18 protein-coding genes are annotated in these 23,057 nt (G+C 62.9%); 8 read left to right on the top strand and 10 right to left on the bottom strand.

Going from position 1 to position 23,057, the window contains the following annotated elements:
- Positions 1-5: 5 nt before the first annotated feature.
- The 4 genes from arcD to HMPREF3113_RS09485 form a co-directional block, all read right to left on the bottom strand.
- On the bottom strand, positions 6-1,430 hold the full coding sequence (gene arcD, locus HMPREF3113_RS09500) for an arginine-ornithine antiporter (protein WP_070471877.1): 1,425 nt from the start codon (positions 1,428-1,430) through the stop codon (positions 6-8).
- 108 nt (positions 1,431-1,538) lie between these two features.
- Positions 1,539-4,133 carry a methyl-accepting chemotaxis protein gene (locus tag HMPREF3113_RS09495; RefSeq protein WP_070471876.1) on the bottom strand — a complete coding sequence of 865 codons (2,595 nt, stop codon included), beginning with the start codon at positions 4,131-4,133 and terminating at the stop codon, positions 1,539-1,541.
- Positions 4,134-4,379: 246 nt separating this feature from the next.
- Complete coding sequence (locus HMPREF3113_RS09490; protein ID WP_070471875.1) at positions 4,380-5,846, bottom strand: SulP family inorganic anion transporter; 1,467 nt, start codon at positions 5,844-5,846, stop codon at positions 4,380-4,382.
- Positions 5,847-6,022: 176 nt separating this feature from the next.
- Complete coding sequence (locus tag HMPREF3113_RS09485) at positions 6,023-6,907, bottom strand: helix-turn-helix domain-containing protein (RefSeq protein ID WP_070471874.1); 885 nt, start codon at positions 6,905-6,907, stop codon at positions 6,023-6,025.
- A gap of 121 nt (positions 6,908-7,028) precedes the next feature.
- On the opposite strand from HMPREF3113_RS09485, the gene HMPREF3113_RS09480 reads away from it, so the two are divergent.
- Positions 7,029-9,230: a TonB-dependent receptor gene (locus tag HMPREF3113_RS09480; RefSeq protein WP_070471873.1), complete on the top strand. Its 2,202-nt coding sequence runs from the start codon at positions 7,029-7,031 to the stop codon at positions 9,228-9,230.
- Between the two features lie 32 nt (positions 9,231-9,262).
- On the opposite strand, the gene HMPREF3113_RS09475 is transcribed toward HMPREF3113_RS09480, so the two are convergent.
- Positions 9,263-10,312, bottom strand: a complete 1,050-nt coding sequence (locus HMPREF3113_RS09475; RefSeq protein ID WP_070471872.1) for a DUF5694 domain-containing protein — start codon at positions 10,310-10,312, stop codon at positions 9,263-9,265.
- Between the two features lie 193 nt (positions 10,313-10,505).
- Here HMPREF3113_RS09475 and HMPREF3113_RS19110 point away from each other — a divergent pair, with 193 nt between their 5' ends.
- Both HMPREF3113_RS19110 and HMPREF3113_RS09470 read left to right on the top strand, forming a co-directional pair.
- On the top strand, positions 10,506-10,628 hold the full coding sequence (locus tag HMPREF3113_RS19110) for a Sec-independent protein translocase family protein (RefSeq protein ID WP_259462124.1): 123 nt from the start codon (positions 10,506-10,508) through the stop codon (positions 10,626-10,628).
- Positions 10,629-10,735: 107 nt separating this feature from the next.
- On the top strand, positions 10,736-11,260 hold the full coding sequence (locus HMPREF3113_RS09470; RefSeq protein WP_139146333.1) for an intracellular growth attenuator family protein: 525 nt from the start codon (positions 10,736-10,738) through the stop codon (positions 11,258-11,260).
- 28 nt (positions 11,261-11,288) lie between these two features.
- On the opposite strand, the gene HMPREF3113_RS09465 is transcribed toward HMPREF3113_RS09470, so the two are convergent.
- From HMPREF3113_RS09465 to HMPREF3113_RS09445, 5 genes are all read right to left on the bottom strand, one after another.
- Positions 11,289-11,639, bottom strand: a complete 351-nt coding sequence (locus HMPREF3113_RS09465; RefSeq protein WP_070471870.1) for an outer membrane protein assembly factor BamE — start codon at positions 11,637-11,639, stop codon at positions 11,289-11,291.
- 11 nt (positions 11,640-11,650) lie between these two features.
- Positions 11,651-11,833 carry a hypothetical protein gene (locus tag HMPREF3113_RS09460; RefSeq protein ID WP_070471869.1) on the bottom strand — a complete coding sequence of 61 codons (183 nt, stop codon included), beginning with the start codon at positions 11,831-11,833 and terminating at the stop codon, positions 11,651-11,653.
- A gap of 1,042 nt (positions 11,834-12,875) precedes the next feature.
- The gene (locus HMPREF3113_RS09455) at positions 12,876-15,305 is read right to left on the bottom strand and encodes an AAA family ATPase (RefSeq protein WP_070471868.1); all 2,430 of its coding nucleotides are present in this window, start codon (positions 15,303-15,305) and stop codon (positions 12,876-12,878) included.
- Entirely contained in the window at positions 15,302-15,877 is a 576-nt protein-coding gene (locus tag HMPREF3113_RS09450) for a hypothetical protein (protein ID WP_070471867.1), read from the bottom strand. Before HMPREF3113_RS09450 ends, HMPREF3113_RS09455 begins: the two co-directional genes overlap by 4 nt.
- On the bottom strand, positions 15,874-17,589 hold the full coding sequence (locus HMPREF3113_RS09445) for an SIR2 family protein (RefSeq protein WP_070471866.1): 1,716 nt from the start codon (positions 17,587-17,589) through the stop codon (positions 15,874-15,876). Before HMPREF3113_RS09445 ends, HMPREF3113_RS09450 begins: the two co-directional genes overlap by 4 nt.
- Positions 17,590-17,855: 266 nt before the next feature.
- Between HMPREF3113_RS09445 and HMPREF3113_RS09440 the strand changes: the two genes are divergently transcribed.
- The 5 genes from HMPREF3113_RS09440 to HMPREF3113_RS09420 all read left to right on the top strand — a co-directional run bounded on the left by HMPREF3113_RS09440 (position 17,856) and on the right by HMPREF3113_RS09420 (position 22,859).
- Complete coding sequence (locus HMPREF3113_RS09440) at positions 17,856-18,896, top strand: hypothetical protein (RefSeq protein WP_070471865.1); 1,041 nt, start codon at positions 17,856-17,858, stop codon at positions 18,894-18,896.
- A gap of 115 nt (positions 18,897-19,011) precedes the next feature.
- Positions 19,012-19,413: a helix-turn-helix transcriptional regulator gene (locus HMPREF3113_RS09435; protein ID WP_070471864.1), complete on the top strand. Its 402-nt coding sequence runs from the start codon at positions 19,012-19,014 to the stop codon at positions 19,411-19,413.
- A gap of 15 nt (positions 19,414-19,428) precedes the next feature.
- The gene (locus HMPREF3113_RS09430) at positions 19,429-19,812 is read left to right on the top strand and encodes a hypothetical protein (protein ID WP_070471863.1); all 384 of its coding nucleotides are present in this window, start codon (positions 19,429-19,431) and stop codon (positions 19,810-19,812) included.
- Positions 19,812-21,272 carry a YfjI family protein gene (locus HMPREF3113_RS09425; protein ID WP_070471862.1) on the top strand — a complete coding sequence of 487 codons (1,461 nt, stop codon included), beginning with the start codon at positions 19,812-19,814 and terminating at the stop codon, positions 21,270-21,272. Before HMPREF3113_RS09430 ends, HMPREF3113_RS09425 begins: the two co-directional genes overlap by 1 nt.
- Positions 21,273-22,133: 861 nt before the next feature.
- On the top strand, positions 22,134-22,859 hold the full coding sequence (locus tag HMPREF3113_RS09420) for a MobA/MobL family protein (protein ID WP_070471861.1): 726 nt from the start codon (positions 22,134-22,136) through the stop codon (positions 22,857-22,859).
- Positions 22,860-23,057 lie beyond the last annotated feature (198 nt).

Below are 23,057 nucleotides of genomic sequence, written 5' to 3'. Positions count from 1 at the left end.
CGCGCTCAGGCCAGGTGAAGATGACCCTGGTACAGACCCCACGCCGCCCAGCAGGCAACAACGATCACGCCCGCCACGATCACCTGCTCGGCCCGGGTGAATATCCGCTGCCCATGCTGGTGCTTGGCGGCGGCGAACATGGCGATGCCAGGCGCATACAGCAGTACCGACAGCAGCACCTGGGACAGCCCGCCGGCATAGACCAGCCACAGCGCGTACAGCGTTGCCAGCCCGGCCACCAGCAGATCGCGGGCCCGCAGCCCGCGCTGCCCGGCATAGGTTTCCCCGCGCAGTGCGAGCAGGGCGCCGTAACCGGCCGAGAACAGATACGGCACCAGGCTCATCGACGCGCCCAGCAGCACCAGGCTGGTATAGGTGCCGGCACTGAACAGCGTGATGATCAGAAACAGCTGGATCAGCCCGTTGGTGAGCCACAGCGCATTGGCCGGCACCTGGCGCGCGTTCTCACGCCCGAGGAAGGCGGGCATCGTGCCATCCCCCGCCGCTGCGTACAGCACTTCGGCGCACAGCAGTACCCAGGCCAGCAACGCCCCCAGCACCGAGACGATCATGCCGATGATGATCAAGGTGGCGCCCCAGGGCCCGGCGATGGCTTCCAGCACGAAGGCCATCGAGGGGTTGCGTGCATGGGCCAGGGCGTCCTGGCGCAGCACCCCCATCGAGAGCAGATTGACCAGCATCAGCAGCGCAAGCACGCACAGGAACCCGATGATGGTCGCGCGCCCGACATCCGAGCGCCTGGCCGCACGCCGCGAGTAGATGCTGGCGCCCTCGATGCCGATGAACACCCACACCGTGATCAGCATCATGCCGCGCAGCTGTTCGCCCACGCTGCCAAGTTCTGCCGTGCCCCAGAAGTCGCCGGTGAAGATATCGGCCTTGAAACCGACCGCGGCGATGATCAGGAACACCACGATCGGCACGATCTTGGCCACGGTGACGACGGCATTGACCAGCGCGGCCTGGCGGATGCCGCGCAGGATCATTGCGTGCATCGACCACAGCAGCACGGACGCACACGCCACCGCCTGCCAGGTATTGCCCTCACCGAAGGCCGGCACGAAATAGCCCAGGCCACTGAAGATCAGCACGAAATAGCTGACGTTGCCCAGCAGCGAACAGACCCAGTAGCCCCAGGCTGCCGAGAAGCCGATGTAATCGCCGAACCCGGCCCGCGCGTACGCATAGATGCCGGTATCCAGCTCGGGCTTGCGGTTGGCCAGGTTCTGGAACACGAAGGCCAGCATCAACATGCCCAGCCCGCTGATCATCCAGCCGATCAATGCCACGCCCGGGCCGGCGCTGCGCGCGATGTTCTGCGGCAGCGAGAAGATGCCGGCACCGATCATCGACCCGACCACCAGGGCAGTCAGCGCGGCCAGGCCAAGCCGGTCGGAACGGGAGGTCATGTGCTCACCATGCCTGCAAAGAATAGCGCCGATTACCAATGCAGCGCGGTGAGCATCCGGTGAATCACGCGACCCGGCGCGCCATGGGATGTGGCACGCCGGGCAGGATCAGAAAGTCTGCCAGTCGTCTCCGGCCACGGCCGCTGCCGGCATCCGCGCGGTGCTGCGCGCGGGCGCGGCCCGGCGTGCCGATGTGCTGGCCGCGCCAGCACTGGACTGCAGGCGGAAGATCGCCACCGCAGTACCCAGCTGCTGGGCCTGCTCCTCCATCGCACGCGCCGCCGCCGTGGCTTCCTCCACCAGCGCGGCATTCTGCTGTGTGGTCTCGTCCATCTGGGTGATGGTCTGGTTGACCTGCTCGATGCCGGCAGACTGCTCTTTCGAGGCGGCCGAGATCTCGGCCATGATGTCGTTGACCCGACGCACGCCGGTGACGATCTCCTCCATCGTGCGGCCAGCGGTCTGCACCAGTGCCGAGCCCGCACTGACTTGGGTCACCGAGTCGTCGATCAACGTCTTGATCTCCTTGGCGGCGCCCGCCGAGCGCTGGGCCAGCGCGCGCACTTCCGTGGCCACCACCGCGAAACCACGGCCCTGCTCGCCGGCCCGGGCTGCTTCGACGGCGGCGTTCAAGGCCAGGATGTTGGTCTGGAAGGCAATGCCGTCGATCACCGAGATGATCTCGGCGATACGCTTGGACGAGGCCTCGATGCCGGCCATGGTGGTCACGACCTGGCCGACCACCATACCGCCCTGCGAGGCCACCTCGGCAGCACCGGCGGCGAGCTGGTTGGCCTGCACCGCATGGTCCGCGTTCTGCCGGACCGTGGAGGTGAGCTCCTCCATAGAGGCGGCGGTCTCTTCCAGGCTGGCGGCCTGCTGCTCGGTGCGGCGCGACAGATCGCTGTTGCCCGCGGCGATCTCACCGGCGGCCAGGTTGATGCTGCCGGTGGCCTGCTGGATGCGGCCGACGATATCGGTCAGCTGCGCGACCGTGGTATCGGCGTCGTCACGCATCCGGGCGAACACGCCATGGAACTCACCGCGCATGCGTGCCGTGAGATCACCCGCTGCGATGGCGCGCAGCAGCGCGGAAATCTGCTGCAGATTGTCATCACTGACCTGCATCATCGTGTTGAGGTTTTCGACCATGGCGCGGAAGTCGTGGTCGAAGCGCACCACGTCACCACGCTGGCTGAAATCGCCCACCGCCGCCGCGCCGGCCAGGTCCCCGATCTGGGTATTGATGGCGCGCAGGTTGGCCTTGGTGGTATCCATCGCCGCGGTAAAGGCGGCCTGCTCGCCGGGCAGGCGGTCCATGTCCTGGCTCAGGTCACCGACCGCGTAGCGCTGCATCACCTCGACCAGACGGCGCGTGACCGCGATGTTGGCGCCAACCAGCTGATTGGTGTCTTCCACCATCTTGCCGTACTCGCCTGGGAAGGCCTGCGCGTCCATGCGGTAGCTCAACTCACCGGCGTCGTGGCGCTGGGCCATCTCGCCCTGCGCCGCCATCACGGCGCGCAGCTGGCTGCGCATGCGCTGCATCGATTCGAGCAGGCGCCCGACTTCGTCGTTGCGCGCGGGCGGCAGCGGCGTGTCCAGACGGCCTTCGGCCACCTCGGCGGACAGGCGTACCGCATCGGCCAACGGACGGATCGCCTGGCGGCGCAGCAGCACGTACACGCTGCCGCTGAGCACCAGCGCCGCGCCCAGGCCAACGGCGAGAATGATCCACAGCAGCGCACGTGCCTGCGCGGTGATCAGCGCGTGCGGCACGATCACACCGAGCGCGAAATGCTCCTGGCTGCCACCGATGCGCAGCGGCACATAGGCCTTTACGTTGCCGGCCGCATCCGGTTCGAAGGCATCGAAGGTCTTGTCCGCCTTCACCGCGGCCAACACCTGCGTGGTCACCGCATCCTCGCGACGCTTGCCGATCTCGTTCGGGTCCTCCGCAGCCAGCACGATGCCGCCGGGCGAGATCAGTTCAACGTGGCCTTCGCCCATCGGGCGCAACGCGGCCAGGTGCTTCTGCAGTGCGGCCAGCGCGAAATCCACCGTCACCACGCCGAGGAAGGTGCCGTCATCGATCACCGGGGTGGACAGCGTGGTCATCAGCACCTTCTGGCCGCCGATTTCGTAGGTATAAGGCTCGGCCACCGTCTGCCGCTTCAACTCCTTTGGCTTGAGATACCAGTCGCCGTCGCCGGGCACGTCGTAGCCCTTCAGCGCATCCTGCATCGGCGCACCGTCGTGCCAGGCCCAGTAGCTCATGAACCGGCCGGTGTCATCGTGTGCCTCGGCACCGACGAACTCGGTGTCCTTGCCATCGAAGGCTTCCGGCTCCCACAGCGTGCCGAACCCGACCCACTCCGGGTGTACCTGCACCTGCTGGTGGATCACGGCGGCGACGGTCGCCCGTGACAGCGTACCCGCGGCGCGCTGCACCAGCAGGTTCTGCGCCAGCGCCTGGCTGGTGGCGAAGGCACTGGAGAGATCACCACTCACCCGCAGCGCTTCGGCCTGGGCCTCGCTCTGCATGGTGTGGCGTGAGGCATCGACCAGCGACGCGCTGGCTTCGCGATAGCTGATGGCGGCGGTGACACCGAAGCAGAGCATGGCGATCAACGCAGTACCCAGCATCAGTCGGTTGGCGATGCTGCCAGGGCGCTTGGACGCGGTGGGGCGGGACACGGGCATGGGGGGGCGGTTCCGGAAAAAGGGCATACCGGCGGACGCACGCGTGCGCCGCCACGGAAACACGCAGTCCATTGCGGGCCGGCACGCGCGCGGTGTCATCACGGCGCGGCCAGCAGGGGTCGATGCCACCGCCCTGCTCTGTGGAGATACCACCTGCCGGCACCCTGACGGCGCCGGCCCAGAGAAGGGACTCAGCTGGATAACGGCGTGATCGGCCCGATGTTTAGCGCCGCTTCCTGACCGTGTTCAGTGAACGCCCGCGCCGCGCTCGCCACGCCCCAGCCGCTCCACCAGCGTCTGGCTGGCGGCATTGAGTCCGATCACCTCCACGCTGGCGCCACGCGCGCGCAGCTTGCCGGTCACCCGCTCCAGTGCACCGACCGCACTGAGATCCCAGAAGTGCGCGTTGCTCAGATCGATGACCACGTGCTCGGGCACATGCAGCAGATCGAAGGCCGCCGCGAACTGCCCGGCCGAGGCGAAGAACACCTGCCCGCGGACCGTGTAGACACGGCTGCCGTCGGCGGCTTCGGCATCGGCGATGTCCAGCATCCGGCCGACCTTGCGGGCAAAGAACAGCGCCGACAGCAGCACCCCGGTGAGCACGCCCTTGGCCAGGTCATGCGTGGCAACCGTCACGATCACCGTGCCCAGCATCACCAGCGAGGAGCTCTTGGGATGCAGCCGGAACTCGGCGAACGAGCGCCAATGGAAGGTGCCGATGCTGACCATGATCATCACCGCGACCAGCGCGGCCATCGGAATCTGCCGGACCCACTCCGCGCCGTAGACCACCAGCAGCAGCAACAACACGCCAGCCACCAGGCAGGACAACCGCCCGCGGCCCCCGGATGAGACGTTGATCACCGACTGGCCGATCATGGCGCAGCCGCCCATGCCGCCGAACAGCCCGGCCGTGATGTTGGCCAGGCCCTGGCCGGCACATTCACGGTTGCGCTGGCTGGGCGTGTCGGTCATGTCTTCCACGATCTGCGCGGTCATCATCGATTCCAGCAGGCCCACCACCGCCAGCGTGGCCGAGACCGGCAGCAGGATGCGCAGCGTTTCCCAGGTGAGCGGCACGTCCGGCAGCAGGAAGGCCGGCAGGCTGTCCGGCAGCGCGCCCATGTCGCCCACGGTGCGGATGTCCAGGCCCAGCCAGATCGACAGCCCGGTGAGCACCACGATCGCCACCAGCGGCGAAGGCACCGCCCGGGTCAGCAGCGGCAGCAGGTAGATGATCGCCAGGCCCGCCGCGCACACGGCGTACACCGTCCATGGCATCCCCATCAATTCGGGCAGCTGCGCCAGGAAAATCAGGATCGCCAGTGCGTTGACGAAGCCGGTGATCACCGAGCGCGAGACGAAGCGCATCAAGGCGCCGAGTTTCAGCGCGCCCGCGACGATCTGCAGCAGCCCGGCCAGGATCGTCGCGGCCAGCAGGTACTGCAGGCCGTGGTCGCGGACCAGATCGACCATCACCAGCGCCATCGCGCCGGTGGCCGCGGAGATCATGCCCGGCCGCCCGCCCGCGATGGCGGTGACCACCGCGATGCAGAACGAGGCGTACAGGCCGACCTTGGGGTCGACCCCGGCGATGATGGAGAAGGCGATCGCCTCGGGAATCAGCGCGAGGGCGACCACCGCGCCGGACAGCAGATCACCGCGGATATTGCCGAACCATTGCTGGCGCAGCGGATAGGAAACAGACATGGACAGACTCCACGCACCGGCGATCCGCACGGCGCGTTGTGTGATGAAGACAAAGCACTCCCTGAGCCAGCGCAAGGGCCGGCGCGTCGTCAACGCGGTATCAGGGTGGCGTCATCACAAGGGTCCTGCCGGGGCAGTGGAAGCGGCGCGCAGGATAGCGCAGTCCTCCGATGGCCTCAAACATGGCCAGCCAGTTCACCTCGCGCGTTGCCTGCCCAGCGCGACGGTGGCTGCCCGGTCACCCGCCGGAACGCCGCGGCGAACTTGCCGGGGTTGGCATAGCCCATCGCCAGGGCGACCTCGGTGACGCTGCGGCCGGCCAGCAGCATCGGCTTGGCCGCTTCCATCCGGCGCCAGGTGAGGTACGCGTAGGGCGTCATGCCGGTCGCCAGCCGGAAGCCACGACTGAAGCCACTGGCTTCCTGCCCGACTTCCTGCGCCATGCGGGCGACGCCCAGATCGTCGCCGAGATGGGCATCGATCAGTTCCTGCACGCGCTTGACGTGCGCCGGCGACAACGCGCGTCGCGTCGGGGGCGACGCAACCGGAAGTCCCGCCAACCGCTTCAGCACCAGATCGACACCGTGCTCGAAGAACGCGGCTGAGCCTGCATGCGCTTCAGCGCAGTGCCATAGCGCCCCCATCACCGAGGCGATCACCGGGTCCCCATGCAGCGCCGATGCTGCGCGATGCAGCTGCTCCAAGCGCACGTCGTGCCCCTGCAGATGCCGCGCGTCGATGGCCAGGCCCAGCAGCGCCAGCGCTGGGCTGCGGAATTCGCCTGGGCAGTCCGGCAACACAACATTGAACGCGCCTGCGCACCAGGGCTGCGCGATGCGTCCGAGCGCCGTGCGCTGATACAGGGTGCCGCCGCCCGCCGTGAGCAGCCCGATGCGCAGCGCACCACCCTCACCCATCGTGCCCTGCGCCGCCGCAAACGCATGGCGGAGCATCAGCACCGAGCCGTCGGCGCTGCCGACGCAGGCGTCCAGCGGACGGCCGGCTTCGGCCGCCACACGGGCGGCCACCGCTGTCGCTGGCGTGGCAGTGGCGCAGGTCATCAGGTGTCCAGTTCTGGATCCGCCCTGCCGGGAATGGAGCGGCAGCACCTCATTGTTACACAATAACATTTGCGATTCCTCCCCATCACCGTGGTGCGCGCCACCACCCCAGAGGCTCCTCGTGAAACACGCTGTACTTGCCGGCGCCGTGCTCGCCGCGCTTCAGTTGCTGCCCAGTGCGCCCGCCCAGGCCCAGTCCACCCCACCCGCCAAGGCCACCGAGCTGGACGGCATCGTGGTCACCGGCAGCAAACGCGATACCCCGTACCTCAAGAGTGACATGTCGGTCACCGTGCTCGACCGCGAAGCGCTCAAGGAAGCGCACGTCACCGAGTTCCGCGACCTGGACAAGCTGGCGCCTAACGTGAAGTTCAACGTGATGGGCCAGCTCAGCGACATGTTCATCTCCATCCGCGGCATCGAGTCCAACCCGTTTCTGGTCAACCGCGCCTCGGTCTACATCGACGGCATCCCGTTCCGCGAACTGAGCAACGCGGTGTTGAACCATGTCGAGTCGGTGGAGATCCTGCGCGGGCCACAGGGCACGCTGTACGGTGCCAACAGCGAATCCGGCCTGGTGCTGGTGCGCACGCGCGCACCGTCGGCGACGACCGAAGGTGAGGTGAATGTCGGGCTGACCTCCTTCAGCAACGGTCATGGCCGCAGCGTGGATGGCTTCCTCGGCGGCGCGCTTGGCAAGAGCGACCGGTTGTTCGGCTCGATGGCGTTCATGGCCTCGGACGAAGACAGCCACCTCAAGAACCTCACGCCGTTCAATGGCGTAAAAGGCAAGGTCCAGGAAACCTACGTGCAGGGCAAACTTCGCTGGGAGCCGACCGATACGCTGGCCATCAATGCGATCGCCTATCACCTGGGCACGCGTGCACCCGGGATGTTCGAGTACGAATATCTGCCGCTGGATGTCGGCCTGTATAACCGCACCTACGGCGATCTCTACAACGGCGGCCGTGGTACCGGTGACTTCACCTACATCAACGATGCGCCCAAGCGCACCACCAAGAATGAAACCGTCGCCGGCACCAGCGCGCAATGGCAATTGTCCGGCGGCACTCTGGATGCGGCCCTGTCCTACCGCCAAGAGGAGGACACCTCCGCCGGCTACGACTTTGACATGACCGCCACACCCGCGCTGGCCGGCCGCATCTACGACAAACAGCACAGCTGGAACGGCGAGCTGCGCTTCAGCTCCCCCAGCGATCAGGCCCTGACCTACATCGCCGGCATCTCCACCTACCGGCACCACAAGGACTCCATCCTGGGCACGCTGGTCGGCCCGCCGTTGCGCGGCCTAGGCAGCTATGACCTCGCTCCGCTGCAGGGCTCGGATGGCCAGGACTACAGCGTGTTCGGCACGGCCAGCTACACCCCACCCTCGCTGCCGAAACTGACCGCCAGCGTTGGCCTGCGCCATGAGCAGGCCAAGCGCTCCACCCGCCAGCGCGAAGGCACGCTCGATCTGGGCCCGGGCGGCCTGGTGTTCTATCGCGATGCCGAGCTCGCACACACCTTCACTGCCACGCTGCCACGCGTGTCACTGCGCTACGACGCCAGCGACACGCTCTCGTTCTACGCCGCATCCGCCAAGGGCTACATTCCGGGCGGCTTCAATCTGGCGGCCGCGCAGAGTGACGTCGTCAACGACAAAGTGCTGCGCTACGAATCGGAAATGATGTGGAGCCACGAGCTCGGCTTCAAGATGAACGTGCTCGGCGGGCGGGGGCATATCGGTGGCGCGGTGTTCCACATCACCTCGGACAACTGGCAGGAAATCCAGCTGGCCACCGATGCCAACGGCCGGCCGATCTCCTCCGACTACGTAGGCTCGGATGCGTGCATCCGCTCGCGCGGCGTGGAGCTGGAAGGCGCGCTGGAGGTCCTGCCCGGCCTGACGTTGACCGCCAACGCGGGCTACGTGGACGCCGAGTACCGCAAGCTGTTCGTCGGCGCCAATGAAAGCCTGGCCGGCAACGACGTCAAACTCACTCCGCAGTACACGGCGTATCTTGCCGCACGCTACCAGCACCGCTCCGGGCTGTTCGCGCGCGTGGAGTCATCGTTCAATGGCCGCATGGCGCTGGACGAACGCAATCGCGCCTACGAGTCGGCTGTGGCCATCCTCGGCGTGCAGCTCGGTTATGAAACCGGACCGTGGAGCACGCGCGTGTACGTCGACAACCTGACCAACAAGCGACGCATCAACGGGTTGATCTTCGACAACCTGGCGTTCGGCCGTGACGGCAACTACTACGGTCCCATCGACCGCCCGCGCATCGTCGGTGCGGAAGTCGGCTATCGGTTCTGAGGCAGGTGGAGGGCGCTGCGGGCGGTGCCCTCCTACTCCTTTAGCACTTCCTGCGTGTCCACGATATCCACCCCCGAGACCTGCCCCAGCCAGCCATCGAACCACGGCTTGTGCGAGGCACCGACGATGGACAGGACGCGGGAGCCGGGGTGGTCACGCACAACCTCGAGAATGTTGGCGACCATGCGCAGATTGCGGATTTCCCAGCCCTGCACCCAGATCTGGGGGTAGTGCTGCGGTGACACGGCGGCCAGTGTCGGGCGCACGTTGGACTCGGCGAGCACCTGCAGCGCCGCGGGATCGTTGACGCTGCGATACAGCGAGAGCAGATCGTTGGACGCGATGAAGGCCGCTTCGCGTTCCGTCATGGCATCGAACGTGGGGCCATACCCACTCCACGCCTGCTGGAGCGCGGCGCTGAACGCCTTGCGGTCGGCGATCTGGTGATTGTCACCGGTATGGTCGTCGACGGCGTACACGCGCTGCAGACCGAGCCGCGCGGCCAGGATCGCAGCGATCTGGTAGCTCTCGTTCTTGCGCGTTTGAATCTGCTTGAGCAGCTCGACGAGGCTGCCGTCCAGGCCGTCGCCCGCGCGTCGCTCGGCCACGGGCAGCTGCAGCCACTGCACGTAGGCAGACGCCCGTTCGCCAGCGGCAAGGAACAGGGCGGCCAGTTGGCGACGCTGCGCGGCGGTGGGGGCAGCCGGCCAGGCCGCCAACGTCCTGTTGACCTGTACGATCGCCGCCGGCACCTCCAATCCCGTGGCCGTCTTCGCGGTGTCCGTGCTGGCGCAGTAGTCATCGCCGTAGACCGCCGCATGGCGCTTGGCCAGATCGCACTGCTCGCCGCTGATGGCTTCGATGGTGATGTAGCCGGGCTTGAAGGCCGCCAGCCTGTCCAGCAGCGGATCCAGCGCCTTGGGATCGAAGGCCTCGTGCTCGCTCAGGTGCACGCTGCCCAGCACGAGGACCTCGGTGCGTGGGCCGACCATGTCCTTGTCCAGGTTTGCCAGGTCGATCTGCGCCTGGGCGCAGAACGGGATCAGGGCCATCACGCAGGCCGACAACACGCGTTGCTTCATGCATCACCCCCGGGGAAGTCCGTGACAGCCTTTCTAGCAGGCAGATGCGGCGCCGGCCACGTGCCGGATGGCATAGGGGTCCAAAGGCGTTATGCGAGCGTCCTTTCCGGCTTATGGGCTCCAGCACCCAGTTCCCGATGCCGCCTACGGACAAAGATAGTAGGATTGAAGCAACCAACGGAAGGTCTTACGCATGGGCAGTTTCAGTATCTACCACTGGATCATCATCGGCGGCTTGATGCTCATCCCGGTCGCCATCGCAGCGGTGATCGCCATCGTCGTCCTCAGCCTGCGAAAGAAGTCACCCAACCGCTGACGAGCGCCCCCTGCCGGGTCAGAATGGCCGGCTCCCCGGGTGTTGCGGGGTGACTCAAGGGATCCGGCATGGCGACAAGAAACAACACGGTCGAGTGGATCACGGGGGTGATGCTGCTCATCTTCTTTGCCATGCTGTTCGGTATCCCCAACAGCTCACCGTGGTTCGGGCTGGTGTTCGTGTACCTGATGGCGGCCGCGCTGTTCATCGTGGGCAGCATGCTGTGGAGTGCGTTGCGCAGCCGCCGCGCAGCACTGGCATTAGGTCGCATGCCACCCACGCGCGCACTGCACACCCGCGAGGTGAAAGCGCTGGAGTGGTTCGGCCAACCCGAGCGCATCGTTTGGCGCATGCCGCGCGGCAACGTGATCGACCTGATCAAGGCGGCGCAGGCCGCAGGAACCCGGCCGGTAGTGCGCACACTTCGCGGGCCGTATCGCGTGATGGTGCGCGCCCGGCATCACGAGCGGTATGACTTCATCGGCGATGTGGAGGTACTCATGCTGCCGGGGGCGGATCGCTACCTGCGCGAGAACAACGAGGCCGACGTGTTGCTGTGCGGAAGGTTCGCGGTGGTGCTCGCGTTGAATGGTGCGTGGCGGATCGACCAAGCGCCATCGCTGTTGCGATGACGCGCGTGCGCATCGCGTTGTCGTTCAATCAGTAGCGCGGCTTGATTGGCTCACTGGAATCCAGGTACCCCGCGGCGAGAGCCTTCTCGCAGGCGATATAGCCTGCGTTGACGACGCGCCCCTGCGCGTTGAAGACCACATAGTAGGGCGAGGTGTTGCCGCGGTTGCGCAGGAGATAGTTGTAGCAGACGCCGTTGATGCCGGGCACCACCATTGCATCCAGCGGCCGTCCCGCGGCGCTCAGGACTGACTCGCGGGTCGCCCCCTGCTGCAGCGAACTGATCACGACCGGATTGCCGCGGTCATATTGAAGAACGCTGGGCATGCATGCGGACAGACCCGCGCAGACACCACACGCCAGCAGGATCGCCTTGGTCATGGGGGCGGCGCTCACTGCCGGCGCGCACGCGCTGCCGCCGCGTTGGCGTCGCGGATGCGCTGGTTGCGCGCCTGCTTGTCATAGTCATCCTTTGCCTGCATCACGCCACCGGCCGCCTGGATCCAGCTGCTGGTTGTGCAACCGGACACAAGCAATGTCGCGGCAAGGGCTGCCGGGATAGTGAGAAACTTCATGAATCAACCTCTTTGACAGCCACCACATATGGCCGATGGAAAACTGCGCTGCACTACCGCCACGCGCACAGGAAGCGATGCGCAAAACCACATCGCGAAATCGGCAAAGCCACTCATGGCGCCGTCAAACGGGGCGGAACGATAGTTGACGCGCACTTAACAAAAACAGAATGCGCGGCATTTCTGTTTTTGTATATTCCTATTGTTGCTCAAGCGCAGACGCCATGAGGGCGCCTTCTTCCATGCGATCCCAGCTGCGCTGTACGCACTAGGCAATAGACGTTTCTGGTGCCGGCCGATCACTACGACAGAGCGAGAAAATCACTTTGCGCCAGAGTTACCGCTGAGCACTGTTTGGTGGGAGTTGATCAGATGAATCCTCCGACGAGCGGCAGCGGCAGCCGCAGCGGCACTGGCAACGGCAGTGGCAGTGGCAAGACTGCTCAGGAGCGGCCGGCGCGAGGAAGACCGTCAAGACGGAAGAGACAACGTCCGCAACGCAGACGAAAAACCCGCCAAGGATGGCGAAGACAACGAGAACTACCGCACCCCGGTTGAATTGGTGGGCCCACCAGCACACGAATAGCTAGTGCATCTATTTGTTTTGGATATACTTATGTTGAAAAAACCAATACTTCGACTCACTTTTTGACTCACTTTTGAGGCGACGTGAATCGGACGTCATTAGTCGACCTTGGACAGCTTGAAGCAAAGCTCCTTCCAACCAAGCACGCAAGTGTCGCTCCCGTGTGCCGACAAAAACAGCGCCAGCCTTCCAGGCCCGAGCATCTCGGTTCTCGTCCGACCCCCATACGCACGCCGGTAGGATTTGATCACCAAGACCGATCCGCTGGGACCAGCCGGGCGATGCTGGACGGCAGATAAAGGAATGGCGGTTTTCGGGCCAAGAGCAGCCATTCGCTAAACTCACTGCGACTGGTCGTTTGATCGCTAAAACGAGGCGGTATAATCGTAGACCAACATAACGTCTCAGCCAGGCGGCCGTTTCAGGGTTCGGGAAGTCCAGTGCGAGGGCAGATAGCTACGCTGCAATCGCCAAGTCTTGTTTCCAGTCTCTAACCAGAGTGTTCGCTACCGAGTCTCCGTTGGCCGTACGCCCCAACTCTACTGTGATCAAACGGTCCCCTTCGAACGCTGGACTGAGCTCCAGGCACAGGTAGTCGAAGAGGGGCTTTTCGTGCACAGCAATGATCACCTGGCGTCCATGCTGCTTGGAGAGTGTCCGCAACAGCGCAGCGAACTGCGAGATGTGAACCTCGTCCATGCTTTGCACCGGGTCGTCGATGATCAGCCAGGGCAGCTGCGGCTTCACGGACAGGTGGAGCGCAAGGAACAGTGTCAACGCGGCCGTGTTGAGATTCCCGGCGCTGAGCATGGCCCTTGGATTTCCGCCCTTGCTGCCGTCTCGGTAGTGGGTCTCCAGCTTCGCTTCGACGTCGCCCTTCGTAACCTGGGGCAAAGCGAAGGCGGGGATAAAAGGCTCGTCCGGTGCCAGGCGAACGAAGAGGTCTCGCCATGCCGCATTCAAGGAATCGTTGAACACCTGGCCAACAACACGCGAACGCTCGACCTGAGCGAGCTTGAGAAGCTCGCGAGCCTGTCCCATCGCGCGCTCCCCCGCTTCCTTCGCCTCATGCAGGCCTCGACGAGCAGTTCTGCGCTCCAGCTGCCTCGCTTTGATGTCTTCAATATTTTGCTGCTTCAGCAGCAGTTCCCTCAGCGCCGCCTCGCCATCGCGACGTGCCGACTCTTTTTCTGTCAACCGCGCCAGCCGAGCAGTGACTTCAGCAAGGAACCGCTGCAGCGCAGCTTGCAAAGGCTCGTTGGCGCTGATGGAATCCATGGAGAGCAGCGTGGCATACCGAACAGCAGAGTTACGAATGGCTGCTGATTGCTGATCGCCGGCGCGAGCCGATGCCAAGGCCTGCGCGGCGTTGGCAGCTTGCCCGAACAGGGTTTCACCAGCCTTGGCTTCCGCTTCCAGGGCAGACAAAACCTGCAAGGACGTTTCAAGGGTTGCAAGCCTTTGCACGTATTCGGCTCTCACTTCGGCCGTGAGTATTTGCGCCTGAGCGACACCGATCTCTCGATCTCTCGCCGCGACGGCGTTCACCGTGTTCGCCCGCTCCTGCGACAAGGCTGAGAGAAGGCCAGCCGACTGGTTCAGGGACGCAATCCGGGCGGTGAGATGACCAAGCAACGGCGACGACGAAATCTCACCGAAGTCCCGACTACAGACCGGGCATTCTTCCGTGTGCACATGGGGCACTAAGGTGGACAGCGCTTGGGCAAGCTGGCCTGCCTCGCGCGAATGCTGCACGATCTGCTTGTCGATCTCTTCCAGCCGCGTGGTGAGGCCTTGCCGGTCCGTTTGAAGGGTCGAAACCTGCTTTTGTGCTGCTTGATCCTTGCCCTGAACCTGCTGACATCTCGTCACCTCAGTGGTAATGGCCCGATGGGCGTAGCCGCGGGCGTATTCGGGGCGGTTTTGAATGGGTGACGGTAGATCAGAGAAGTAGCCACCGAGCACGCCGAACAGCTCCGTCATGCGCTTGCCGCTGGTATCCAACCAGCCGCGCAGCGCAGCGTCGGCTGCACTGGCGGCCGTTTCGACGGCCTCGCGTTGTTCGGCAGCAATAGTGGATGCCACCCTCTGGCTTTGCGAAACTGTGTCATTGAGCTCCCGCCTGAGCTGCGTCAGCCGTTGCAGCTCAGGCTCCTGCGACTGGTCTTTCAACAGGTCAAGCATCGCCTGTGCCGAGAGACTGGCAAGTTCTGGCCAGTGTGGTACAAGTCGCTGCTCCGCCGTCTGCGTGAGCTGAGCCGCCTGGCCTTCGGCGGCAGTGAGTTCTCTAGCCAAGCGGCTCAATTCGTCATCCAAACTCGGGAGCTGCTCGCGCATGTCCCAGAAGCTCACGGCATGGCCGCGGAGCCGGCGAACGTCACCAGCATCGTACAGGCCGTCAATGAGCGCATCTAGCGCATCCAGCCCTAGCAACTCCTTGACGAACCGCGTTAGCGCCGTGCCATTTGCTGCCTTGTCCTCGTAGAACTCCAGCAGTCTGGTCAACGTAGATTGCGCTAGGTAGCAGCGCTCCGAGAAGTGCTTGGTCAGGTCGGGATCCAGCGCCGGCCTGCCGGCAAACTTGTGGCCATGGATGTCGAAATGCCCTGCAGGAAAGTCGACGCCAAGCCCGTGGACGCCGATCGACACCGCCGCCTTCTTGGACACCGCCTCCTTGTGAACCAGATGTTCACGAAACAGCGGATCCAGCCGAGATAGCGACGCCAGATTTCCAGTCAGCCCAAGTTCCATTGCCGTCAATAAGCTGGTCTTTCCAGCACCATTACGCCCATGGATCAACACAACAGGGCTGTCCATAGGGACCGTGACAGTTCCACGAAGACTGCGGAAGTCGGTGGCTGTGAGGGACGTAATGCGCGGCGTCATATGGTCTTCTCCTTGGCCTGGACAGCAGCGGCGTCGATGATCGAGTACAGCTCCTTACTAACGGCACCCTCCCCTTGCGACGCAACATCGATCAATTTCCTGGTGGTTTCGTCCAGCGTCTGCGCGACGGCGTGGATGCGGGCCAGAGAGTTGCCCGCCACGGACTCAGGCTGTGGCAACGACAGTGGCAGAAGCACAGCCAGCCAGTTCTTAAGGACTTCGTCGCCGTCGTCACCGCTGATATTGCCGGTGGGAAGGACCCGGCAGACCCGTCCTAGAGATTCCAGCGCGGCAGCACTGGGACGGGGGCCGGTCACCACCAAGGTGAGCGACCGTGTGGAGGATGCGATGTCCAGCGCGCGCGCCACGCCATCGACCTTACGGGTCAGCTGCGGCTCGCTCTCGCTTGCGATGTCGACGACGAGGATAAGTTCGGCTGAGTTCTTCGCTTTCACGAACGCGGCCGGAAACTGGAACTTCAGTTCGCCGATCTGGAGTCCGTTGGCGATCCGCTGGTACCCAGCATTCTCAAGAGCCACCGTGACACGGCCCACCGGCGTTGAATCAGTCATAGCGCAAGCTCCTGTCGGAATGCGTCATACAGCTCGTCAGCGGTGGCGTAGGTCTGCAGTAGGGTCGATATGCTGACTTCGCGCGCTTTCGCTAATCCAGTTCTCCCAGATGCCGCCCTTGGGGATCGGGTCATTCGTACACCCAGCTTTTGAGACTGGATCAAGAGGGGGCTTTCTATTTCCACCAGGTGGCCCTCGCTGTGAAGCAGTGCGGTGCCTGCCGCGCTGGCCGTCAGGTAGACCTTGGTGCGAGCCGCTGCTGCACCTCTTCCGGTAACTGCCAGCACACCCGATTCTCTGTCTAAAGCCTCAGCTTCCACAGTCCAGTCACCGCGGCTCAAGCCAATCCCCAACAGGCCGAGTGCAACGGCTGCCTCGCGTAACCCGAGAGCCCCTAAGGCGAGATTACCTGGGAGAGCCGTCACGACGTCATTCGTAATCGGCTCAAACCTGACGTTGGGGTGTTCGATTTGGCCGTCGCGTAGCAACTTGCAGGCGCGACCAAACCGATCGATGAGCGCATCGATGAAGTTGAGCTCCGGCTCCGCCGCATCTGCCAAGTAGTTGCGAAGCGAAACGATGCCGGCGCAAAGGTTCTGACGCTCGGTAGGCAGAAGCGGACTTGGAGCGAGAGAGATCAGCGCCTGCAGCTTTCTCGACCACACATCCAGCAGCAGCGCGGTGAGCAACCGCTTTGCGTATGCCTGGATGCGCGCCGCCTCAAACACCGCTGTCAGGTTCGCTGACGTGATTTGGTCGCGATAGACGTTTCTCAGAAGTGATCGCTGGTCCATGCCCAGTTCTTGCTCTGAGAACACGTAGCTCGGCTGAGGATCGCCGAGCTGCCAAGCCAACTCGTTAGCTGCTTTGTTGAAGATTCCCTGGATATTAGCATCCTGGGCCGATAGGCCAAGCATCAGCGTGCGCTTGCTCCCGACGATGTGCGTCAATGCTGTTACCAGCCCTTGATTGTTCGGCTGCGAGCAGAAGGCGGTTACCTGATCATTGGACGCCACCAACCATTGGCGGTACTGGCCCGGGTCACCTTGAGCCCTGACAGCGCAGCCGTGAAATTTGATGAGGCGGGTCTTGTTGCGGGGCAGCTGAAGGTCGGCGGGACGGGCGACGACTGTTGGGCTCAATGCTGTATTGCCGGCCGTCAGTGCGTCCACAGCTCTTTCGATCAGCGGATCCCAGTTAGCCGAGAGCATCTCAGGGACCGCACCTTCCAGACTCAAGGCAGCCAGGCAGAGGTGCTCCACGTCGGGAGTCATAGCGGTGCCCGAAAACGTCGCACCGACGTCGATGACGGTCCACAGAAGATAGTCGAGGTCCTCGCCATCGACGGTGAGGCCGAGCAGCTTGGAATAGTTGTTGACCAAGCGCCCAGCAAGGGCATCCCGGTCCGGCCAGCTGGCAAAGGGCTCATCGAACTTCGAGCGCGCACGTTCGTCCGCTGAAGCGCTGGCCAAATTGAGAATCTCTCCCAAAGTACGGGCGAACCTGCAGTTGGGATCTGCATGGTCAATGCGCGAGCGTACAAACTCAACGACTTTGCCGACGAGGATGAGCAGACTGGGCGCGCGTCCGAATGAAATGCCGGAGCCCAACCAGAATGCATAAAGCCCGTTTGACACGCCGGCAGCGAAGGGCTCGAACGAGCCATCAAGCAGCTTGAGCGTGTCGCGCACACTGATGTCAGATGCAGCCATGGAAAGCCCCCCCCTCTCCCTGCTTTTTCAATTTTGAGCGCTCGAATGGTAGCGCCTAAGGTCCGACAGAAAGTCCTATGCTACCGATGCAGTGCAACTGTGTCCCGGGATCCACTCACGCCTACCTGGGCTCGCTTTAGAGCGAGGCGTTCTAGCCGCTAGTGGCAGGTTCGCATTTCAGATTCACGACCCGAACACCGCGCGGGCCGGCCCAATGAACAAGTAGTATTCCGCATTAACCACCAGAAATACCAAAAGACCGCATCATGAGCAAGAAGAAGGCAGATCCTGAAGCAAGCAAGCCGCGCCATCTCTTTCCCGCCGATATCAATTTCCCCAGGACGCACTTCCTTTACGAGTACGAGGGCGAGAGGGTCGTGGACCCGGCTTTACTCGTGGAGCACGGCATCTTGCTCTGGCACGAGCAGATCCACGCGAACGAGCTGGAGGACGTCAGCCCGCTCTGGGCCTTTGCCGAAGCCGAGCTGCGGAAGCGTGGCCAGGCCGCCACTCACTCCGATCTGGAATGGTTGCGCCAGCAGGTCATCGTCAATGCTCTGGTTCCGGAATCCTGGAACAAGCTAGAGCCCTATCCCTACAAAGGCCTGCTGATCGCGGCGGTGTATCTGCAGGAAGCCCGGCGTTTGTGCCTCAACGGCCATAGCGACCGCGTCTGGCACATCATCGCCCTCGCCTACTACAACCTCGGCTTGAATACGACGAAATCCGCTTCGCAGGCGATGGCGCTCTACGCCGCCAAGGCGAGGGCCGAAGACACCGAGTTCAAGCGCTACATCGTCCTGAAGGCACTCGACACGCTTAAGGGCAAAACGAGGATCAAAAGCGTCGCCGAGGCCAAGCGGGCGGTCATTGGTTTCATACAGGACTACAAGGACAAGAATGGCAAGCACGTGCTCCTGGACAAGCTGAGAGAGCTCGACGGTGGGAATACGGAGGAGCCTCTGACGGAACGAGCCAAGTCGAACGCGGATGACCGCGCCACGGCCCGGCTGGAGGCCACGCTCAACTCCTGGGCCAGCCCCAAGGGTCCCTACCCGGAGATGGCTGAAGCATTCGCCGCGTTCGAAGCAAAGAAGGCCCCTCTCACCACCGCTGTGCCCGAACCCAGCGCGGCGCGAGCCACGTGCGAAGTGTTCGAGTTCGAAACCGGCGAGTACCACACGCGCCTAATCAACCTGCTGGCCAATGACGACACGCTAAGCGTGCGCCTGGGTCACGAACAAGCCCCCGTAGTAATTCGAGAGACGGTGCCGTCACCGCCAGGCACCAAGCGATACCGCAATTAGCCTAAATTGTCAAACGGTCAGCCCCTGACCGGAAGCGAGCCTGATGCGATTTTCGCATCCTGTTTGGACTCGGACGCACTACTGCGGACGAGCAACTCAACAGGAAGAGAATGTAATGCTCGCATCCAAGACCCTCGCCGTAACCGCACCAGGCCGCCGCAAGCTCGCGACAGCTCTCGCCTCCGAAATCGGCGGCACCCAGACCTCTCGCGATTTGGATCTGCTCCGGGAGCTGATGGAAAGCAACGTCCTGGACCGCCTCAAGAACATCTTCGAGATGGTCCGCGCCGAGGCCCCCGCCGATGAACGTGCCATTCGCCTGCCGGAAGTGCTGCGGATCCTGTCGATCAGCAAATCCGCCTGGTATGACCGCCTGAACTCGCAGTCCCCGGCTTACGACCGGTTGGCACCGCAACCGTTCAAATTGGGCAAGTCCGAGCGTTCGCCCTCGGTCTGGTGGCACTCGGAGATCATCGCCTATCTCGAAATCTGCGCCGCTGCGTCGCGTACCCGCTAACTGAGGAGCCTACCCATGAAGATCGAGAACAATACCGCCACCGATACCAAGGCCAAGGCCGAGCGCCTGGCCAAGCTGCAGCGCAAGATCGATCAAGCGCTGTCCAAGAAGACGTCCGGCGTGGAGACCACCTTCTCCGAAGCGTACGAGCTCATCGAAATGGCAATGAAGCAGGGACTTTCGCAGAAGGATGTCATCGCACTGCTGAACGATAGCTACGACCTGAAGCTGCACGCAGCCAGCTTCCGTAAGCTGCTGAATGATGAGCGCAGCACCCGTGGCGCTGACGGCAGGTCGGCCTTGTGCCCGACCTGCCGTCACCCGCTTGCACTGCAGCCGCAAGCCGGACCGGAAGCGACTGCCAACGACATCACCTCCAACGACAAAATGGTCGCGTAATGGTGCGCAAGAACTTGATCGAATACCCGATCGATGCGCTTACGCCCATCTTCCACTATGCCGGTAAGGACACGCATACGGCAACGCAAGCGCCAAATGCGCTGATCGCGCTTGTGCTCCTGTCCTCGGCGGCTGCAGTCTGCCAGCGATTGATCGATGTCGTGCTTCCGGTCGCGAACGGATTGCTGAGCCCAGCGTCGTTGTACCTGATGTTCATCGGTGAGTCCGGGGAGCGACGCAGCGCGGTCAACTCCCTTGTCGCGGCACCGCTATACGCACACGACGAAGAGATCACCCGAAAGCAGGATGAGTACACGAACATTCATAGGTCCAAGCTCGAAATCTGGAAGCTGAAGAAGAAGGGGATCCTCAAGCGAATCCGAAAACTCCAGGAGGAAGGCCTGGACACGGATCCGCTCGAGCTGGAGCTGATCGCGCACAACGGGCTTGAACCGGCGCACCCCAGGGCACGACAGATCGTGCATCAGGACATGACCGCCACCGCCATCCACGAAGCGCTGGAGGGTGATGGCCAAGCCATCGCCCTGATCACCGACGAAGGGCAGCTACTCCTCGAATCCGCAGCCATGCGCAACCTCGGTCTCTTCAACAAGCTCTGGGATGGCCCCCGGACGCTACCGTTGGCTCGCGCCGGGAACAAGGTCATCACGGTCCATAATGCCAGGACCACGATGCACGTCATGAGCCACTACGAGGTGGTGCAGAAGTACATGCAGAAGAAGGGTGATATTGCCCGCGGATCAGGAACGCTTGCCCGCTTCCTGATCGCAATGCCGCCTTCGAACAAGGGCTATCGTCAGGCTCGTTTTGACTCCTCCACCATGCCGGACCTAGACAGGTTCCGCGCACGCCTCGGCGAACTCATCAAGTTGAACGACAAGCTGGCCGAATCGAGAACCAACACCCGCCTCACCCTCCAGTTCACGGAACAGGCCGCGTCGCTTTGGCGCCGTACCGCCAATGACATCGAACTCGGGATGCGACCGGGAGGTGACTACGCCGAAATTAGCGACATCGCTTCCAAGACCATGGAGAATGCCAGCAGGATAGCGGCGATCATGCATTACTTCGAAGGGTATACCGGAGGCATCAGTGAGGATGTCCTGAGGCGCGCCATCGAAATTGCGATGTGGCACCTGTGGGAGTTCCACCGCCTCTTCGTCGATGGAAGTGAACCCGCGGAAGAGGTCGACGCCAGGAAGCTACTGACCTACCTGGAGCGGAAATACTGGAAATTCGGTGCAACCGAGGTTGAAAGCACCACGGTCTCCCATAACTGCGGGCTTCGTCCCAAAGCCCGCATGGATGCTGCGGTGGATGTACTGGTCCGCTGGAACGAGATCGTGATAGTCCCGTACGAGCGCGACAAGCGTAAGTACAAGATTCGTACGAAGCCGCAGCGATGGCCACTTGGAGCCACGCCGCAAGGAAGCTTCTGAAACACCCGGCCAGCTCACAAGAGCTGGCCTTTTCACAACGGGCTGTTCAATTGATCCGCTCCTTCCATAGCGTATCGCTCGGGGCTATCTCGCGGCGGGGATGTTCCGCTTCCTTGACAAAACAAAGTTGCTTTGAAGTCAGTGATCATGTCGTAGCTCGTTGGGATACGCGCACTGGTCGATGCGCCAGCACCGAGGAAACGGGCGAACTGCTCGAGCCGAAGCGCAAACTGGTCGCGAGCTGGAGGCCAGTGGTATCGGCAGTATTCACTCCTGTTCCCCTGTGAGCCGCGCCGGCGTCTAGCTAGACGATGGAAATGACTGCGTAATCGCAAGATACAGCGATCACTCACGTCAGTGGTGCTCCAAAAAATGTTGAGCCGCGTATGGCGCGCACCTCCGCGGACAGCACCATGATGTGGAACAACTGTGGTGGCAGTCGTTCCACGAGGCGCTCGTTCCTGCAGAGTCGGTCTATGCGAACACTTGCGGCGTCAATGTCCTTGGGACTAGCAAAGTACTTCGGTTGGTGATCCAACATGCCAGAGCACGATCTCTTATTTCTGCTTTCCCCCGTGTAAGTAGCTAGATCCTGTAGATGCCACCTAGAAACAGGATTGCATGTATTTCCCTACATAACTAAAGGTAACCCTATGTAGATACGGAGAGGCTACGGTAATGAGCATTACTCATCGATGATCGTCACACGGCAGTGACAGTGGTTGATCTTTCAATAAATTAGGGGGCATGAGGAAGCGCAGTTAACCTTTCCTCCCGTCAGCTATCAAACACCACGCAGCACAACGACCGGCAAGGGCCTCCCTTGCCGGTTTTTTTTGCCTACAACAAAGGAGAACATACATGGCCATCTATCGTGTTGAAGTAAAAAGCGGCAAGAAGGGAACCTGCGTCGAGCACAGCCGCTACGACGCTCGCAGCGGGAAGAAGTACGAGGACCGGGAAGACCTGCTGGCCTTCGAGTTCGAAAACCTGCCGGAGTGGAGTAAGGACAAGCCGCAGGACTTCTGGAAGGCGGCCGACAAGTACGAGCGCAGTAATGCCGCGGCCTATCGGGAATGGATCGTGGTGCTTCCGAATGAGCTGGCAGACGAGAAGAACCTGGACCTGAGCCGGAAGATCGCTCAGGCGATTGCCGGTGACCGCCCCTGGCAACTGGCCATGCATCGCCCAGATGGGAAACTGTCGGGCGACCCGAATCCGCACGTCCACGTGATGACCTCGGACCGGGCACCCGACGGAATCCCGCGACCGGCAGAAAAGTACTTCTCCCGCTACAACCCGACGCACCCGGAGAAGGGTGGCTGCCGAAAGCTCAGCGGCGGTAAGACACGCCAGCAGATGCGGGAAGACCTTATTACTGTCCGCAAGAAGATCGCCGATCTAGAGAACGAGGCCTTGGCCGAGGCCGGGGTGGAGGCGCGGGTCGATCACCGCAGCCTGCGGGATCAGGGCATCGACCGCGTCCCGGGCCGGCACTTGGGACCGGCACGCGTCAAACGGATCATACGAGGTGAACGGCAGGACGGCGTCGCGCCTACGACAGACGAAAAATCGACCCGGCAATAAGTCGCGACCTCCTTCCGCTGCCATTCCGCGGCAGCGCCCGACTTGGCGGCCCAACTGCTATTTTTGATCGCTTGCTCTATGAAATAGATGCGTTTTTGCGTCAGAAACGCATAATCGCATCGATTTCATACTTGTTGTTGAATTTTTTGGTGCATCCGCCCGCCCTTGCCGCGGTAGCGGCCCGCCCTTCAGCGGGCC

The organism is Stenotrophomonas sp. HMSC10F06, from assembly GCF_001807865.1.
Taxonomy (GTDB): domain Bacteria; phylum Pseudomonadota; class Gammaproteobacteria; order Xanthomonadales; family Xanthomonadaceae; genus Stenotrophomonas; species Stenotrophomonas bentonitica_A.
The sequence above is the reverse complement of the archived record's forward strand: the minus strand, read 5'-3'. Positions and strand labels throughout refer to the sequence as shown.

Bases quoted from the DNA above. Each gene is read 5' to 3' on its own strand.
- HMPREF3113_RS09475 (WP_070471872.1), bottom strand. From the start codon at position 10,312: ATGAAGCAACGCGTGTTGTCGGCCTGCGTGATGGCCCTGATCCCGTTC.
- HMPREF3113_RS09420 (WP_070471861.1), top strand. From the start codon at position 22,134: ATGGCCATCTATCGTGTTGAAGTAAAAAGCGGCAAGAAGGGAACCTGC.
- HMPREF3113_RS09450 (WP_070471867.1), bottom strand. From the start codon at position 15,877: ATGACTGATTCAACGCCGGTGGGCCGTGTCACGGTGGCTCTTGAGAAT.
- arcD (WP_070471877.1), bottom strand. From the start codon at position 1,430: ATGACCTCCCGTTCCGACCGGCTTGGCCTGGCCGCGCTGACTGCCCTG.
- HMPREF3113_RS19110 (WP_259462124.1), top strand. From the start codon at position 10,506: ATGGGCAGTTTCAGTATCTACCACTGGATCATCATCGGCGGCTTGATG.
- HMPREF3113_RS09425 (WP_070471862.1), top strand. From the start codon at position 19,812: ATGGTGCGCAAGAACTTGATCGAATACCCGATCGATGCGCTTACGCCC.
- HMPREF3113_RS09490 (WP_070471875.1), bottom strand. From the start codon at position 5,846: ATGTCTGTTTCCTATCCGCTGCGCCAGCAATGGTTCGGCAATATCCGC.
- HMPREF3113_RS09455 (WP_070471868.1), bottom strand. From the start codon at position 15,305: ATGACGCCGCGCATTACGTCCCTCACAGCCACCGACTTCCGCAGTCTT.
- HMPREF3113_RS09485 (WP_070471874.1), bottom strand. From the start codon at position 6,907: ATGACCTGCGCCACTGCCACGCCAGCGACAGCGGTGGCCGCCCGTGTG.
- HMPREF3113_RS09465 (WP_070471870.1), bottom strand. From the start codon at position 11,639: ATGACCAAGGCGATCCTGCTGGCGTGTGGTGTCTGCGCGGGTCTGTCC.
- HMPREF3113_RS09435 (WP_070471864.1), top strand. From the start codon at position 19,012: ATGCTCGCATCCAAGACCCTCGCCGTAACCGCACCAGGCCGCCGCAAG.
- HMPREF3113_RS09445 (WP_070471866.1), bottom strand. From the start codon at position 17,589: ATGGCTGCATCTGACATCAGTGTGCGCGACACGCTCAAGCTGCTTGAT.
- HMPREF3113_RS09440 (WP_070471865.1), top strand. From the start codon at position 17,856: ATGAGCAAGAAGAAGGCAGATCCTGAAGCAAGCAAGCCGCGCCATCTC.
- HMPREF3113_RS09460 (WP_070471869.1), bottom strand. From the start codon at position 11,833: ATGAAGTTTCTCACTATCCCGGCAGCCCTTGCCGCGACATTGCTTGTG.
- HMPREF3113_RS09495 (WP_070471876.1), bottom strand. From the start codon at position 4,133: ATGCCCGTGTCCCGCCCCACCGCGTCCAAGCGCCCTGGCAGCATCGCC.
- HMPREF3113_RS09430 (WP_070471863.1), top strand. From the start codon at position 19,429: ATGAAGATCGAGAACAATACCGCCACCGATACCAAGGCCAAGGCCGAG.